The following is a 14,575-nucleotide window of genomic DNA, read 5'->3' as shown; positions in this document are numbered from 1 at the left end:
ATGTATAAGGTTATTTTCTGCGTAATATTTTTACTTTCTATAATGACAAATGAAGTATGGGCAAATGTTTCGAATCAGCCATTACATTGGGGATTCAAAAAGGCTGTGAATGAGCAGCCGGCAGAAGCAGGCAAAGACTTGGATGACTTGCTTGAAAAGTATGGCGCTTATTATAAAGATGAGAGTGATAAAAAGGTATTGTATCTAACCTTTGATAATGGCTACGAAAATGGTTATACAGGCAAAATACTGGATGTTCTAAAAAAGGAAAAAGTGCCTGCGACTTTTTTTGTAACAGGCCACTATTTAAAGAGTGCACCTGACCTAGTGAAAAGAATGGCAGCAGAAGGCCATATTATTGGCAATCACTCTTATCATCATCCAGATTTTACCCAAATCAGTGATGAAAAGCTGAAACAAGAATTAGAAACAGTGGTTACAGAAACGGAAGCTCTAACAGGTAAAAAAGGCATGACCTATTTACGTCCGCCGCGAGGCATTTTCAGTGAACGGACTTTAAAAGTTGCGAAAGAATTAGGATATACACAAGTATTTTGGTCACTTGCCTTCGTAGATTGGAAAACGGATCAGCAAAAAGGATGGAAATATAGCTATGACAATATAATGCAACAGGTTCATCCTGGCTGTATCCTTTTGTTGCACACCGTTTCAAAAGATAATGCAGAAGCATTAGAACAAGCAATTATTGATTTGAAAAAAAGAGGTTACTCCTTTAAAAGTTTAGACGATTTAACGATAAAAAGGGAAATTGGTGAAGGCGTTATCAACTAAATACAACATACTATCCTAAATAGATTGGAACATGAGTCTATTTAGGATTTTTCCTGTTATAGCAGTACTAATTAATATAACAGCAAGCCATTCTATATAAGAAGTGTGTGCTATAATAAATAAGAAAAACAGTGATAGGTGATATTTCTTGCAAACAATATACATTCAAGGACCGTATAACTTTGATTTAGTATTAAGTCGCTTAGCATTAGACCCACTACATAACCTCCATAAAGAAGAGCGCTGGGTAAAAGTACCACTTCGTATAAAGAACAAACATATAGTTGTAAAAGTTCAAGCAACTGGCACAACTGATAATCCAACTTTTTATTTAGAGGTGGATGAGATAGATTCTTCTTCTTTACATAACCTCATCTATAAAGAAATCAGCAGAATTTTCAGGTGGGATGTATCCTTGCTTGCCATTCATGAGCATTTTCAAAAAACAAAGTTAAAGTCACTTTTCGATGAACATTATGGTACACCGATTGTGTTAGATTTTCACCCGTATAATAGTCTAATAAAATGCATTATTCATCAACAGTTAAATCTTAAATTTGCTTTTACATTAACGCAGCGTTTTGTGACTACATATGGTTTTCAAAAAGGTGGCGTCTGGTTTTATCCATTGCCAGAAACAGTAGCAAAGTTAACAGTGGCAGAATTGCGGGAACTGCAATTTAGTACGAGAAAAGCAGAGTACATTATAGATTTATCGAAAGAAATAATAAATGGCCATTTAGATATAGACAGCTTATATGAGAAGTCTGATGAACAGATTATGGAGGAGCTTATTCGCTTGCGAGGAATAGGACAATGGACCATTCAGAATGTATTGCTATTCGGTTTAGGGAGAAATAATCTTTTTCCAATCGCAGACATCGGAATTCAAAATGCGATTAAAAAGCTCTTGGAATTAGAACAAAAACCTTCAAAAGAAGAAATGGAGATAATGATGCCAGAATGGCAACCATATTTAAGCTATGCCTCTCTTTACTTATGGAGAAGTATGGAGTAGACCTTTGTCCTTATCTTTTTTTGTCTAAAGAATAACTGTGGTAAAATATAGATAAATAAGTTGAAAATAGTTTGAAACGAGGAAAGTAAATGCAGAAAAAGACACAACAAAAACAAAAGAGGCTTCTTATGGCTTCGCGAGCATTATTAGTTATTATTGGAGGATTTATTACAGGGTATGGACTAGAAGCTGTGCTTATTCCAAACGCGGTCTCTGATGGAGGCGTTACTGGTCTAAGTATCGTTGGTTCTCAGTTAACAGGATTTCCCCTTGGGATTTTGATTGGAATATTAAATATTCCCTTCGTATTTTTAGGATATAAACAGATAGGTAAAAGCTTTGCTGTATATTCCGTTATCGGCATCATATCTTTAGCTGTTAGTACAAGCTTAATGCACCATGTCCCAACAATTATTGAAGGAGACACACTGCTTATAACGGTTGTTGGAGGGATTATCATCGGTTTTGGAATGGGTTTAGCTTTACGTAACGGAGGAGCATTAGATGGAATTGATATGTTAGCGGTCTTACTTTCAAGAAAATTACCATTTGGAACAAGTGATTTAATTTTGTTTCTAAATATGTTTGTATTTATTTTTGTATCTACCGTATTTGGACTCCAAGGAGCCATTTTATCCGCTATCGCTTACTTTATTGCCTCTAAAGTAATCCACATTGTAGAAGAAGGTTTAAGTGGATCAAAAACCTTTAACATTATTACAACAGAACCTGAATTGATGGTAGAAACGATACGAGATCGTTTAGGCCGCAGTGCCACCTATACATTTGCAGTTGGAGGATACTCCAATGAACAATTTAAAGAAATTACGTGTGTAGTCAGCCGAATGGAAGAAAGAAAAATGAAAGAAATTATTCATGAATTAGATCCAACAGCATTTATTGCCATTTACGATGTCTCCGAAGTAAAAGGCGGTAATTTTAAGAAACGAGACATTCATTAATGAATCCCATTTAATTAAAGGAAAACCTAGTTGTTTAGTAACAAAGCAACTAGGTTTTCTTTTGTTTTGCAAAAGGTTATATATGATGAAAGCAGACTATTTATTTGTTGATTTAAAATTTGTGAATGTTTTCGGAACCCCTATTATATATCCGATCTTTATCTGTATTTTTTCGCTACTTGTCAGTATTCTTTTAATTGCTATTATGTTTAGGGTGATGCAGAGAAAAGAAGTCACGGTTTAGAGATATAATATAATGCACAGGCTGTATGGTGAAAAAATATACAGCCTGTACAAGTTAAAGAATATAAATTATAGCTTCATGGAAGGACCGAAGAATTCATAATGGATATGAGTATCATTGATACCATTGTCTTTTAAGCCTTTTACAACTGTCTGTAAAAATGGAACTGGTCCACAAACATAATAATGTCCTTCTGCAACAATAGCATGTTCTTTTAGCCATTCTGTATCAATATAGCCAGCCTTCTGGAAGAAAGGATTTACTTTATCTTCCTCAGAAGGATTTTCGTATATATAGGAAAGTTGGAGGTTAGCGATTTTTTCTTTTATTCGACTTAACTCTTCGTTAAATGCTTGGACAGAACCGCTTCTTGCTGAATGGATAAAAATGACCTCTCTGTTTGGCTGTTCTTCAGCAATTGTTTCTACCATACTCATAAATGGTGTAATACCAACTCCACCACTAATAAAAACAATAGGGCTTGCTTCTTTAATTAGGGTGAAATCGCCAGCAGGAACAGTAACTTCTACCGTATCCCCAACGTTTTTATCGCTATGAAGATAATTAGATACTCTTCCATCAGGGTTTTCTGCTGAAGCTTCTTTTTTCACTGAAATTCGGAAATATTCTTTATTGCTAGCACTAGATAAGCTATATTGACGATTAAATAAGAACTTTTCTCCAGGAATCGATAAGCGGATCGTAATATATTGGCCAGCATCATATACTGGTAGAGAACTTCCATCAACAGGTGCTAAATAGAAGGATGTAATTACATCACTTTCCTTAACCTTTTTGATAATTTTAAATTCCTTATAATCGGACCAACCGCCACTTTTAGCAGCACTTTCTTCATACATTTCTTTTTCAATGTCAATAAATACTTGAGCAATTACCCCATAAGCATCTGCCCATGCTTGGATAATATCATCAGTAGCAGCGTCTCCAAGAACTTCTTTAATCGCTTTTAAAAGAAATTCACCAACGATTGGATAATGTTCTGCTTTTATCATTAAACTGCGGTGTTTGTGGGCGATTTGCTTTACAACTGGTATAATAGTCTCAAGTCGATCAATATTTTGTGCTGCTGCTAATACAGTATTAGCGAGAGCAGTTTGTTGACGTCCTTTTGCTTGATTAGCATGGTTAAAAATATTAAGCAGTTCAGGATGTGCAGCAAACATATTTTTGTAGAAAACAGTAGTTATTTGTGTACCATGGACTTGTAATACTGGTACAGTTGATTTAATAATGTCAATTGTTTTTTGTGATAGCATTTTTATAACCTTCTTTTAAAGTAATATTTTAAATACATCTTTTATGATAAAAGTCTGTCTGTATAAAAGCAATATTTTAAATACATCTTTTCCACTGTTTTTAACATGTTTAACAAAATGTTCACATTTTCACTATAAGAACCGTAAAAATAACAAAAGGAGATAGGGTTATGCGGTTAACTAATTATTCCGACTACTCTTTGAGAGTGTTAATTTATTTGGCAACGGAGGGTACGGAAAAACTTACAAATATTAAAGAAATATCCGAGGTTTATAGTATATCCAAAAATCACCTTATGAAAATTATTTATAATTTGGGGAAATTGGGATATATCGAGACGATTAGAGGGAGAAATGGAGGATTCCGTTTAGCAAAGGATCCAGCAGATATCAATATTGGCGTTCTTATCCGGCAAACGGAAGAGAACTTCTACTTGGTAGAATGTTTTGAGGATAAGAATGCATGTGTGATTACCCCAGTTTGTTCTTTAAAGCATGTCTTAAATAATGCATTGGAACAGTTTTTTAAAGTATTAGACCAGTATACACTTGCAGATATCGTAGAAAATAAGGTTATGCTAAAAGACTATTTTGCTCAAAAAAGTAAAACAAGCTCAGACAATGTCTGAGCTTGTTTTATTTATCCCACTCTTAACGGACAGTAAGAAGCTTATGAATATACGAGGAAGGTAGGTGGGAGGTCAGCTGCCCGTAAAGGTCCGATTGGTTCAACTAACCATCCGTGGAGGATGAGGAAAACCCCCCACGGATGGAAGTTTCACTTTATCCCATTACTTATTCATTTGTTTCATTCTCTGCAGGTGTTTCTGTTTCAGTATCTTCCGTTTGGTCATCATTTTGGTCAGAACAACCAACTAACATTCCAGTGAATAGTAGAGCAGTCATCATTCCTAATGTTAACTTTTTGAAATTCAAAAGAATCACCTCAACAAAGTAATTTTTGGTACTACCCTAGTGTATAGAAACTTTTTTAATTTACTATTAAGCTACTACTAAAATATGTTAATCATTCTCAGGTCTTTATTCCTAAAAATCTACTATTTTATCTATTACTTCTAACTCATGAACTGTAAAAAATCTAGTTTTATATAAAATCGCACTCTTAATAGTTTTAACAATTCTTTAAGAGAAATTCACTTCTCATTAACCTTTTAAACGTGGTATCAAGTTATGCTGAAACTAAAGAGAAAAAGGAGGGGTTTTTCATGAAAGTGGAGCTTCATTGTCATACTAATATTTCTGATTGTCCGTTATCAATAGAAGAAGTTTTATCATTAGCATTTGCGCAAGATGTGAGCCATCTTGCTGTTACCAATCACGATACAACAAAGGGCCTAAAAGAAGCAATTAAACTGGGAGAGCAACTTGGTATTGAGGTCATTCCTGGAATTGAGATATCTGGTTATGATTTTGAAAGAAATAGAAGAGTGCATATTTTGGGCTATTTTATTGAACCAGGACATCATGCCATTGAAGCGGTTTGTCAGCCACTTGTGGAACAAAGGCATCAAGCGTCAAAGGAAATGGTCGAGCGTTTGATTTCTGCTGGTTACAACATTAATTGGCAACGTTGCTTAGACATAGCAGACGGAGGAACGGGAGTGTACAAGCAACATATTATGCAGGCACTTATTGAAGCAAATTATACTGATTCGATTTATGGTTCTCTTTATAAGAAAATTTTTAATCGAGGACAAAATGGGGAACAGCCTGGAATTGCATTTATCCCAATGAAATATATCGATGCTAAAACGGCAGTAAAGACTATCCTTGAAGCTGGAGGCGTCCCCGTTCTTGCCCACCCAGGACAATATGGTAATTTTGAAATGGTTCCAGGTTTGGTAAAGGCAGGATTACAGGGGATTGAAGTCTGGCATCCTTTGCATAATAAAATGCATGAAAATCAAGCAAAAATGATAGCAAATAAATTTCATTTAGTTATGACAGGTGGGGCAGATTTTCATGGAGCTTACGGAGAAAAACTTGTCTTATTAGGAAGTAAAAGCCCAGGTATCGAGGCTGTTCATGAGCTGAAATCTCGGAAGAAAATGCTTAATAGATAATACTTGCATTTATCAGTAAGGGGCTTACTGCCTGCTAAGTGGGGGATAAATTTGGTTTAAAGGGGGAAAAAGGCGAGATGTCTGAACAAGCATTGTTGGTGGATAGACTGATTTCTGATATACACGCAGGAAATTACAAGCCTAATGACAAGTTGCCATCAGAAAACGAGCTTGCTTGTTACTATCAAGTTCCAAGAATAATTGTTCGAAAGGCATATGAACGCCTACAGGAGCTAGGCTATATTTTTTCTAAACAAGGGAAAGGAAGCTATGTTCAAAATCAAAAACTGCAAATTCCACTTATTTTAACAGGAGATGTAAGCTTTAGCGAAAAAATGAGTGAGTTAAATTACAACTTTGAAACGATAAATATAACGAGTGAAATCATTTCCCATGATACTTCAATTTATCATGCACTTAAAGCAGAACCTAATGAGAGGATTTATAAAATTAGCCGTTTACGTGTAGTTGAGGACTGCCCAATTGCAATTCATACATCGTATTTATCTCAATCCACTTTTAGGAATATTGAGAGGGAAGGACAGGAGATTACTTCTATCTTTCAATATTATCAAGAGCAAGGATACATAGACTTTGAATCGATGCAAAGCCAGCTAGTTGTTGTTTTTCCGAATAAGCAGGAAAGGGAATTATTAAAATGTCCAAGTCTTGTTCCGTTAATCCAATTAGAATCTGGTTGTGTTGATCGAAAATCTGGTAAAGTTCTAGAATATTCACGGAATATTTACCGGAGCGATTGTTTCACTTATCTTATGTAAATTGTCACCATTATTGGTGGCTTTTTTTGTAAAAATGGATTTACAAAATCCAAACAAACTTTATCGTTCTTTAACATTCACTCACTTGGCAACAAGATACAGTAGAAGGGTGAAATAAAACCTATTTCGTAAAAGGGCCAGCATTCTAACATACACTTCACTTTCACTCTTTTTAGAAAAAAGGTTAAAACAAAAGACAAGCATGGAGGTCTTTAAATGAAAAGAAGACGCAGAACGGAAATTTTGATAAATGGCTCACTAGCTCTAGCGGAAAAGATGGCTAAAATGATTCATGAATATTATGAGGTGGTGGTCATACAAGAACCGGAAAATGGTCTAGTAATGATGAAAGTTCGAGAGACATCAAAAAAGACGCTGTTTTATCCAGGAGAAGTGTTTGTCACAGAATGTAAAGTCAAGGTCCACGAAAGCATCGGAATTGGCATTGTGGCAGGTGATCAACCGACGTTAGCGCACCATCTTGCGATTATCGATGCAGCATTCCAAGCAGAACTGCCTGAAACAAATGGATGGATAGAGTTGCTCGAACAAGAGGAGCAAGCCATTTTAATAAAGAAAGCGACGGAGAATAAAGCCATATTAAAAACAAAAGTCAATTTTGAAACGATGGATGTTTCTTGAGGAGGTATGAAAGGTGAAGTTAGATATTGTTCATGACTTACAATCATTTTACCGAAAATTAGTCCATGCTTATTCGAGACCAGGCCAGTTGGCAAATTTAAGGAAAGAAGCAGCTATAGTCAGGGAAGATGGAAATGAAGAATGTCCTACGCCTATCTTATTGATAGCCTTAACTTTATTTGATCAGGAAGTGACCTTTAAAGTCCTTTCTGAAAAAGCAGGAATGATTACGAAAACAATTAATCAATTAACTTATGCAAAGCAGGGAGAGATAGAGGAAGCTGATTACATTTTAGTTCTTCAAGATGCAGAAACAGGAGCGCTTAATAAGGCAATAGAAAAAGCAAAATCTGGAACTTTAAAAAATCCTCATTCATCTGCAACGATTATTATCGAAGTAACGGAAATAACGGCTGAACCTGCCCTTGAGCTTAAAGGACCAGGAATTAAAACAGTTGAATATGTGCAAGTGGAGTTAGCAGAGAATTGGATAGAGTCTAGGCAATCAAAAAATAAGGAATTCCCCCTTGGGGTCGATCTTATGTTTGTTGATCAACAGGATCAGCTATTGTCAGTGCCGCGCACAACTCAAATTAGTGAAAATAGGGTGATGGTCTAATGGGATACGTTGCTGTAAAGGGCGGAACGCTTGCAATTGAAGAGTCGATTAAGTGTCTGAAATTGGAAAGAGTGAAACAGGGAAGAACCATTGAAGTGGAAAAGATACAGGGGGGAATGAGAGGACTCATCGATCAAGTCATGTCGGAAAGTAGTCTCTATGACGAGACTTTAGCAGCTTTAGCGATTAAGCAAGCAGAGGGAAATCCAGAAGAAGCTGTATTCTTACTAAGAGCCTTCCGCTCAACCGTTCCGCGAAAACATTATGGAAGAGTAATAGAATCAAATGATATGCAGATAGAACGTCGTATTTCAGCTAGCTTTAAAGATATTCCAGGAGGACAAATTCTTGGCTCAACAACAGATTATACACATCGGCTCCTTGATATTTACTTAAAGGAAGAAACCGATCAAAGTGTTCAAGCGTGGGTGAAGGATTATTTAAAGGAAAGCTTGGAGATAGGAGAGCAAGCTAGTAAGCTTACCCTCCCAAAAGTTCTTGATTACTTAAGGAAAGAAGGCTTAATTTCCACTTGTGAGAATAATGATCAGGAACCAGATGATGTAACTAGACAAAGTCTTGCATTCCCATCGACAAGAAGTCAAAGGCTGCAAATTTTAACAAGGGGGCAAACTGGTGCAGTCACTTCCTTTGCTTATGCGGTTATTCGTGGCTATGGGGATTTGCATCCGACTGTCGGCGAACTTCGTGTCGGTAAATTGCCAGTGACAATAAATCATCCACTATCTGATGGGCAAGACGAAAATGATGCCTATTATATTGGAGAAGTCAAAGTAACAGAAGTGGAAATGCTTATGCCTGTGTTAGTGGAAAAAGAATATGGCAAAAAGGAAATGGAATTTGAAATCGGTTATGGATTATGTTTCGGTCAAAATGAAACAAAGGCAATTGCAATGGGGATTTTAGATTACTGTTTAGAACATCCAAATAAAGAATTTCCTAGTCATAATGAGGAATTTGTTCTATATCATATTGATTCTGTAGAATCATCAGGTTTTATTTCACATTTAAAAATGCCTCATTATGTCACTTTCCAATCGAAACTAGATAGTGTACGAAAGACAAAAAAGGACAAAAGACAAGAGGTGAAAAGCTAATGAACACGGCTTATAATTTTGCTTTTTTTGATGAAGGATCCAAACGTGAAATTCGGAGAGCAACCTTAAAGGCTATTGCTATTCCAGGGTATCAAGTACCGTTTGCATCGAGGGAAATGCCGATTGGCCGGGGATGGGGAACAGGTGGATTGCAGTTAACCCTCTCGCTCATTGGGAAAAGGGATGTGTTAAAGGTAATCGATCAAGGTTCTGATGAATCGGTAAACGCAGTGAATATTAAAAAGCTTGTTTCTGACACGACAGGCATTATCACTACAGATTACACAGCAGAGGCAACGTTGATCCAATCAAGACACAGAATACCGGAAGTACCGCTCACAAAAGACCAGATTCTAGTTTTACAAGTGCCTTTACCGGAACCACTTCGCTATTATGAGCCAAGTGAAAGTGAAACGAAGAAACTACATGCGGAAAAAGAGTATAGCGGTGCGTGGCTGATGTTGTTCGAGCAGATTATGAAATATGGCAGCATGACAACAGGTGCTGATCATCCCGTTCTCGTTTATGATCGCTATGTGATGGCGCCAAGCCCTATCCCACGTTTTGATAATTCAAAAATGAATGATAGTGAGGCACTGATACTATTAGGGGCTGGTCGTGAAAAGAAAGTATATGCAGTTCCTCCCTATACAAAGGTAGTCTCACTAGACTTTGAAGATTTTCCGTTTGAGCCAGAGCCCTTTGAGGACAAGCAATGTCGTTTATGCGGGTCGACTGGGGTATTTCTAGATGAGCTTGTCGATGAATTAACAGATGAAACAGTATATCAATGCAATGATACAAGCTATTGTCTTGAAAAATTAAATACGGTTGGAGTGAAATAAATGACAGGATTTGAAGTTCCGGTTTTATCCGTAAAAAATCTTAATAAACAGTATGGTCCTGGCTGCTTACATTGTAAGGATAAATCAAGTGATTCATTAGGGAAAAACTATTGCCAGGTGTGTGGAACGGTTTATGCATGCCGTGATGTTTCCTTTGAGGTCTTTCCAGGTGAAGTGCTCGGGATTGTTGGCGAAAGTGGAAGCGGGAAGTCAACGTTAATGCAATGTCTTTATTTTGACCAAGAAGTGACAGCGGCGGTGCATTTGTCAGTAGTTATGAAAATGGCGAGAAAAATCTTTTTCAAGAGTCCTCTCAACAGCAACGTTATATCCGCAACCACATCATGGGAAAAGTTTATCAAAATCCGCTTTTAGGGTTAAGAATGAACTTCTCATCGATAGGCAACATCGCCGAAAAGCTGATAGCAGCAGGAAGTAACCATGTTGGTGTGATGGAGGATAGAGGGACAGATCTTTTGAATAAAGTGAATATTCCCGTCCATCGCCGAAAAGAAGCGCCGAAAAATTTTTCTGGCGGCATGCAGCAACGTGTACAAATTGCAAAGGCTCTTTCCAATAATCCACCCATTCTGCTGTTAGATGAAGTGACGACAGGGCTTGATCTTTCTGTCCAAGCAAGTGTTCTAGATTTGATTAAGGGCCTGCAGCGTGAACTAAGCATTAGCATTGTCCTCGTTTCACATGATTTAGGAGTGATTCGCATGCTTGCAGATCGAACACTTGTAATGTTGGAGGGCAAAGTGATTGAAGAAGGATTAACAGATCAAATATTAGAAGATCCGCAACATCCATATACACAGCAATTGGTTCATTCTCTGCTTTAAAAGGTACCCAAATTATAAATTTTAGGGGGAAATACTTTGTACGTCATTACAAATGGAAGATTGATTACCGAAGATACCGTTTTACACGGTTATGATCTTTTAATAGAAGAAGATAGAATCACAAAAATGGCACCAAAAGGCGAGATAAAGTTTGAAGAAGGAATGGAGATTATTAATGCGGAAGGAGGCTATGTTTCACCGGGATTTATTGATATTCATTCTGATTATATTGAACATATGGCAGCACCAAGACCAACCTCATTAATGAATTTTGATTTGAGTTTAAGAGAAACGGAGAAACAGCTGATTGCTCACGGAATTACAACGATGTTTCATTCTCTCTCTCTTTTTAAAGAAACCGAATATGACTATAAGCCAATAAGAGAACCAGAGAATGTCCGGAAATTTATTGATTTGATTGGACAAAGTCATAGAAGGAAGCATCTAGTTCGTCACAGATTCCATGCTAGATTTGAAATTGATAATGTAGAAGAAATCGATAATCTAAAAAATTATATAAGAGAAAATAAAGTTCATTTAGTTTCCTTTATGGACCATACACCAGGGCAAGGACAGTATCGTCATTTAGAAGTTTATCGAAAAACGGTGAAAAGCTATAACAATATTAGCGATGCATCGATTGATGTATTGATTCGCAATCATCAAACGAAAGAAAAATTATCTATAGAAGATATGAAGGAAATTGCTGCGTTAGCCCAAGAGTATCAGATTGCTATCGCCTCTCATGATGATGATACGCTTGAAAAATTGGAGCTTGTTCATAGCTTTGGTACGACTATTAGTGAATTTCCGATTACGTTAGAGGTTGCTAACAGGGCTAGAAATCTTGGGATGTTTACGACTGCTGGGGCGCCGAATGTCCTTTTAGGAGGTTCTCACAGTGGGAACTTAGGGGCTGCTGAAGCAATCCAAAATCAAGCTATTGATATTTTGTGCAGCGACTATTATCCGGCAGCCATGCTTCATGCCATCTTTACTTTAGTGAATGAATACGATATGGATCTAGCAGATATGATGAAGCTAGTTACGCTTAACCCTGCTAAAGCGGTAAAAATGGATCATGAAATTGGTTCCATTCGTGAAGGAAAGAAAGCAGATATGCTCATTATTGAAAATATAAGTGATGACTTCCCAGTAATTACAGGTGTATTTGTCGATGGGAAGCTTATTCAAAAAACAAACTATCGACTTTAACGAATAAGCAAATAAGAAAGCAGGTGAACAGATGGAAAATCTTTTAGAAATTAAAGATTTATCTAAATCGTTTGATCTCCATAATCTCGGTAAATATATTCGTGCAGTCAGTCATGTCAATATCGAATTAAAAGAGGGTGAATTTACTGGAATAACTGGCAAAAGCGGAAGTGGGAAGTCTACCATTTTAAAATGTATCTATGGAACATACCGAATTCAGAAAGGAAGCATTTGGTACGATTCTAAAAAATTCGGACCTATTAACTTAGCACAAGCTACAGAACGGCAAATGCTTTATTTAAGGAAACATGAAATTGGCTATGTATCACAATTTTTAAATGTGATGCCTAGAACGACGGCGAGACAGCTAGTGCAGCAGGCAATTCTTGAAATGGGTAAAGATCAGAGCTTCGCAAAACAGGAGACAGAAATGATTCTTGCCCATTTTGAATTAGACAAGGAATTATGGGACAGCTACCCAACCACCTTTTCTGGAGGGGAAAAGCTAAGGCTTAATATTGCACGAGCGATGGTGAAAAAACCTCGCTTGCTCCTACTAGATGAGCCAACTGCAAGCCTTGACCATGACTCGAAAAGGAAGGTAAGGCTCTTAATAGAACAGCTCATGAAGGAAGGAACGACAATGGTTGGAATCTTCCATGACTTAGAGTTTATGAATCATTTATGTAATCGAGAATATAACATGCAAAATGGCGTCTTCTCCTAATTTACCTTTTTAACGAAACCTTAAAGAATATTAATAATTCATAATATTGGGTTAATAATAGATTGATAATTAATAGATATAGTAAACGACACTAGTGTTGCATTAATTTAATTTCACTATTAAAAATACTCGAAATGTTCACTTTTATTATTTTATGCATAGAAAAAGTCCTTTATAATGGATAAGTCAGGTGGTAACCCGTCCAAATCCACTAAAAAAGGACCAATCTCATGGACAAGATTACACGAAAAACTTCATTTGGACAATGGTTTTCGCCAATTAATCTTCAATTATTTGAAGAACAGGTGAAAACATTGAAATTAGATTGCTATACGAAAAAGTTAACGACAGAATCATTCCTAAAACTATTACTTTTTGCACAATTAGAAGAAGTTGAAAGTCTTCATGCGTTAAGTGATTGCCTTTTTGATGATCATCTTCAAAAGGAAATCGACCTTGATTCTATAAGCATTTCTCAGCTCTCGCGCCGTTTAAATGGTCTAAATCCAGATTTGTTTCAAAGACTTTTCCTTGATTTAGTCGGACAAATTCACGCCAAAACACACTACACAAAACTTGTCATGCCGTTAAAAATTATTGATTCAAGTACTTTGCCACTAAATTTGACCAATCATAAATGGGCGAAGTTCCGCAAAACTAAGGCAGGCGTAAAGTTACACTTACGCCTTGTATTTATGGAAAAGGGAGAATCCTATCCCGAAAAAGCCGTGATGACAACGGCAAGCGAACACGATCGTGGTCAACTTGAGATTATGGTTGACGATAAAGAATGCATGTATGTGTTTGACCGAGGTTATCTAGACTACGAGCGTTTTGATCGCATGACCGATGAAGGCTACTTTTTTCTTTCTAGGCTACGAAAAAACGCAGTCGTACGGGAGGTTTATGATTTTAAACTACCCAAGGATTCATCTGTTTTGTCGGATCAAATGGTGTTGATTGGTACAACTCAAAACCGAGCTGAAAACTATTTTCGACTTCTAAAAATAATAGATTCAAAAGGTAATGAACTTCATTTAATCACAAATCGTTTTGACTTAAGCGCCGAAGAAATATCGGAAATGTATAAATCACGATGGGCAATTGAGCTGTTTTTTAAATGGATTAAACAACATCTCAATATCAAGAAATTCTACGGTCAAAGTGAATGGGCGATTCAAAATCAAGTGTTTATCGCACTTATTGTTTTTTGTCTTCATGTTCTGGTACAACTCGAAACAAAAAGTAAGCGGAAAACCTTGCAAATTAGCCGTTATTTAAGGGCAGCATTGTGGAAACCAGCACATGTCTGGCTTCGCAAAATTGAAGGAAAAGCCATCCCTTAATCAACAAATTGTTGTCGTTGCACAGGTCTAATTGTAAATAAATTTCCAAATGGACAGGAGCC

At 36.6% G+C, this 14,575-nt stretch carries 15 protein-coding genes and 1 pseudogene; 14 read left to right on the top strand and 2 right to left on the bottom strand.

Annotation, left to right across the window (positions count from 1 at the left end; all coding sequences use genetic code 11):
* Nucleotides 1-42 precede the first annotated feature (42 nt).
* The 3 genes from pdaA (at nucleotide 43) to NST60_RS07255 (ending at nucleotide 2,772) form a co-directional block, all read left to right on the top strand.
* Nucleotides 43-792, top strand: coding sequence for a delta-lactam-biosynthetic de-N-acetylase (gene pdaA / locus NST60_RS07265; protein WP_051993898.1), 750 nt, complete (start codon nucleotides 43-45; stop codon nucleotides 790-792).
* 148 nt (nucleotides 793-940) lie between these two features.
* Nucleotides 941-1,810, top strand: coding sequence for a DNA-3-methyladenine glycosylase family protein (locus NST60_RS07260; protein WP_169187878.1), 870 nt, complete (start codon nucleotides 941-943; stop codon nucleotides 1,808-1,810).
* A gap of 89 nt (nucleotides 1,811-1,899) precedes the next feature.
* Nucleotides 1,900-2,772 (top strand): YitT family protein, encoded by an 873-nt coding sequence (locus NST60_RS07255; RefSeq protein WP_341098509.1) that lies wholly within the window; start codon nucleotides 1,900-1,902, stop codon nucleotides 2,770-2,772.
* Nucleotides 2,773-3,084: 312 nt separating this feature from the next.
* Here the strand turns inward: NST60_RS07255 and hmpA are convergent, their stop codons facing one another.
* Complete coding sequence (gene hmpA / locus NST60_RS07250; RefSeq protein ID WP_016202317.1) at nucleotides 3,085-4,293, bottom strand: NO-inducible flavohemoprotein; 1,209 nt, start codon at nucleotides 4,291-4,293, stop codon at nucleotides 3,085-3,087.
* Between the two features lie 170 nt (nucleotides 4,294-4,463).
* Between hmpA and NST60_RS07245 the strand changes: the two genes are divergently transcribed.
* Nucleotides 4,464-4,922, top strand: coding sequence for an RrF2 family transcriptional regulator (locus tag NST60_RS07245; protein WP_016202318.1), 459 nt, complete (start codon nucleotides 4,464-4,466; stop codon nucleotides 4,920-4,922).
* A 166-nt stretch (nucleotides 4,923-5,088) separates the two neighbouring features.
* Here NST60_RS07245 and NST60_RS07240 read toward each other — a convergent pair whose 3' ends face one another.
* The gene (locus NST60_RS07240; protein WP_156827767.1) at nucleotides 5,089-5,229 is read right to left on the bottom strand and encodes a hypothetical protein; all 141 of its coding nucleotides are present in this window, start codon (nucleotides 5,227-5,229) and stop codon (nucleotides 5,089-5,091) included.
* Between the two features lie 290 nt (nucleotides 5,230-5,519).
* Between NST60_RS07240 and NST60_RS07235 the strand changes: the two genes are divergently transcribed.
* The 10 genes and pseudogenes from NST60_RS07235 (at nucleotide 5,520) to NST60_RS07190 (ending at nucleotide 14,513) form a co-directional block, all read left to right on the top strand.
* The gene (locus tag NST60_RS07235; RefSeq protein WP_016202319.1) at nucleotides 5,520-6,377 is read left to right on the top strand and encodes a PHP domain-containing protein; all 858 of its coding nucleotides are present in this window, start codon (nucleotides 5,520-5,522) and stop codon (nucleotides 6,375-6,377) included.
* A gap of 77 nt (nucleotides 6,378-6,454) precedes the next feature.
* Nucleotides 6,455-7,156 carry a GntR family transcriptional regulator gene (locus NST60_RS07230; protein WP_040343012.1) on the top strand — a complete coding sequence of 234 codons (702 nt, stop codon included), beginning with the start codon at nucleotides 6,455-6,457 and terminating at the stop codon, nucleotides 7,154-7,156.
* A gap of 216 nt (nucleotides 7,157-7,372) precedes the next feature.
* Nucleotides 7,373-7,798 carry a phosphonate C-P lyase system protein PhnG gene (gene phnG / locus NST60_RS07225; protein WP_016202321.1) on the top strand — a complete coding sequence of 142 codons (426 nt, stop codon included), beginning with the start codon at nucleotides 7,373-7,375 and terminating at the stop codon, nucleotides 7,796-7,798.
* Between the two features lie 13 nt (nucleotides 7,799-7,811).
* Nucleotides 7,812-8,417, top strand: coding sequence for a phosphonate C-P lyase system protein PhnH (phnH, locus tag NST60_RS07220; protein ID WP_169187879.1), 606 nt, complete (start codon nucleotides 7,812-7,814; stop codon nucleotides 8,415-8,417).
* Nucleotides 8,417-9,535: a carbon-phosphorus lyase complex subunit PhnI gene (locus NST60_RS07215; RefSeq protein ID WP_169187880.1), complete on the top strand. Its 1,119-nt coding sequence runs from the start codon at nucleotides 8,417-8,419 to the stop codon at nucleotides 9,533-9,535. Before phnH ends, NST60_RS07215 begins: the two co-directional genes overlap by 1 nt.
* Nucleotides 9,535-10,380, top strand: a complete 846-nt coding sequence (locus NST60_RS07210) for an alpha-D-ribose 1-methylphosphonate 5-phosphate C-P-lyase PhnJ (RefSeq protein WP_169187881.1) — start codon at nucleotides 9,535-9,537, stop codon at nucleotides 10,378-10,380. Before NST60_RS07215 ends, NST60_RS07210 begins: the two co-directional genes overlap by 1 nt.
* Nucleotides 10,381-11,225: pseudogene (locus tag NST60_RS07205) on the top strand (ATP-binding cassette domain-containing protein).
* A gap of 36 nt (nucleotides 11,226-11,261) precedes the next feature.
* Entirely contained in the window at nucleotides 11,262-12,440 is a 1,179-nt protein-coding gene (phnM, locus tag NST60_RS07200) for a phosphonate metabolism protein PhnM (RefSeq protein WP_341098500.1), read from the top strand.
* 31 nt (nucleotides 12,441-12,471) lie between these two features.
* Nucleotides 12,472-13,167 (top strand): phosphonate C-P lyase system protein PhnL, encoded by a 696-nt coding sequence (locus NST60_RS07195; RefSeq protein WP_016202327.1) that lies wholly within the window; start codon nucleotides 12,472-12,474, stop codon nucleotides 13,165-13,167.
* A gap of 230 nt (nucleotides 13,168-13,397) precedes the next feature.
* Nucleotides 13,398-14,513: an IS4 family transposase gene (locus tag NST60_RS07190; RefSeq protein ID WP_169188410.1), complete on the top strand. Its 1,116-nt coding sequence runs from the start codon at nucleotides 13,398-13,400 to the stop codon at nucleotides 14,511-14,513.
* Nucleotides 14,514-14,575: the final 62 nt, after the last annotated feature.

Origin of the sequence: Niallia sp. FSL W8-1348 (assembly GCF_038006745.1) — a bacterium.
Taxonomy (GTDB): Bacteria; Bacillota; Bacilli; order Bacillales; family Cytobacillaceae; genus Niallia; species Niallia alba.
Note: the sequence above shows the minus strand (reverse complement) of the source record. Positions and strands in the feature narration are given on the sequence as shown.

What these genes read in the sequence shown, in the direction of transcription:
- hmpA (WP_016202317.1), bottom strand. Translation starts at nt 4,293, where the DNA reads ATGCTATCACAAAAAACAATTGACATTATTAAATCAACTGTACCAGTA.
- NST60_RS07215 (WP_169187880.1), top strand. Translation starts at nt 8,417, where the DNA reads ATGGGATACGTTGCTGTAAAGGGCGGAACGCTTGCAATTGAAGAGTCG.
- NST60_RS07195 (WP_016202327.1), top strand. Translation starts at nt 12,472, where the DNA reads ATGGAAAATCTTTTAGAAATTAAAGATTTATCTAAATCGTTTGATCTC.
- NST60_RS07245 (WP_016202318.1), top strand. Translation starts at nt 4,464, where the DNA reads ATGCGGTTAACTAATTATTCCGACTACTCTTTGAGAGTGTTAATTTAT.
- pdaA (WP_051993898.1), top strand. Translation starts at nt 43, where the DNA reads ATGACAAATGAAGTATGGGCAAATGTTTCGAATCAGCCATTACATTGG.
- phnG (WP_016202321.1), top strand. Translation starts at nt 7,373, where the DNA reads ATGAAAAGAAGACGCAGAACGGAAATTTTGATAAATGGCTCACTAGCT.
- NST60_RS07230 (WP_040343012.1), top strand. Translation starts at nt 6,455, where the DNA reads ATGTCTGAACAAGCATTGTTGGTGGATAGACTGATTTCTGATATACAC.
- NST60_RS07210 (WP_169187881.1), top strand. Translation starts at nt 9,535, where the DNA reads ATGAACACGGCTTATAATTTTGCTTTTTTTGATGAAGGATCCAAACGT.
- NST60_RS07235 (WP_016202319.1), top strand. Translation starts at nt 5,520, where the DNA reads ATGAAAGTGGAGCTTCATTGTCATACTAATATTTCTGATTGTCCGTTA.
- NST60_RS07255 (WP_341098509.1), top strand. Translation starts at nt 1,900, where the DNA reads ATGCAGAAAAAGACACAACAAAAACAAAAGAGGCTTCTTATGGCTTCG.
- NST60_RS07190 (WP_169188410.1), top strand. Translation starts at nt 13,398, where the DNA reads ATGGACAAGATTACACGAAAAACTTCATTTGGACAATGGTTTTCGCCA.